Source organism: Streptomyces anandii JCM 4720 (assembly GCF_014650655.1).
GTDB classification, from domain to species: Bacteria; Actinomycetota; Actinomycetes; order Streptomycetales; family Streptomycetaceae; genus Streptomyces; species Streptomyces anandii.
The window spans coordinates 93,031-93,471 of sequence record NZ_BMVJ01000019.1 but is presented as its reverse complement, the minus strand read 5'-3'; the positions used below and the strand labels follow the sequence as shown (position 1 = coordinate 93,471).

The following is a 441-nucleotide window of genomic DNA, read 5'->3' as shown; positions in this document are numbered from 1 at the left end:
GTCGGGTTGCCGGGCCGGGCGATGAACACGGTCGCCCCGAACTCGCCCAGTGACACCGCGAAGGCGAACCCGGCGGCGATCAGCACGGCCCGCCGCACCATCGGCAGGTCCACCTCCCGCCACACCCGCCACGGCGACGCCCCGAGCACTGCGGCCGCCTCCCGCAGCCGTGCGTCCACCGCCCGCAGCACCGGCAGCATGGTCCGTACGACGAAGGGGACGCCGACCAGGGCCTGGGCGAGCGGGACCAGGATCCACGACTGGCGCAGGTCCAGCGGGGGTTTGTCCAGGGCGATCAGGAAGCCGAAGCCGACCGTCACCGCGGACACGCCGAGCGGCAGCATCAGCAGCGCGTCGAAGGCCCGCACGAGGCGGCCGGCGTCCCGCCGGGCGAGCGCGGCGGCGGCCAGGGCGCCGATCACCACGGCGATGGCGGTGGCC

At 75.7% G+C, this 441-nt stretch carries 1 protein-coding gene; it reads right to left on the bottom strand.

From position 1 onward, the window contains the following. A partial coding sequence (locus IE249_RS38690) for an ABC transporter permease subunit (protein ID WP_229859412.1) occupies positions 1 to 441 on the bottom strand: 441 nt, incomplete at both ends.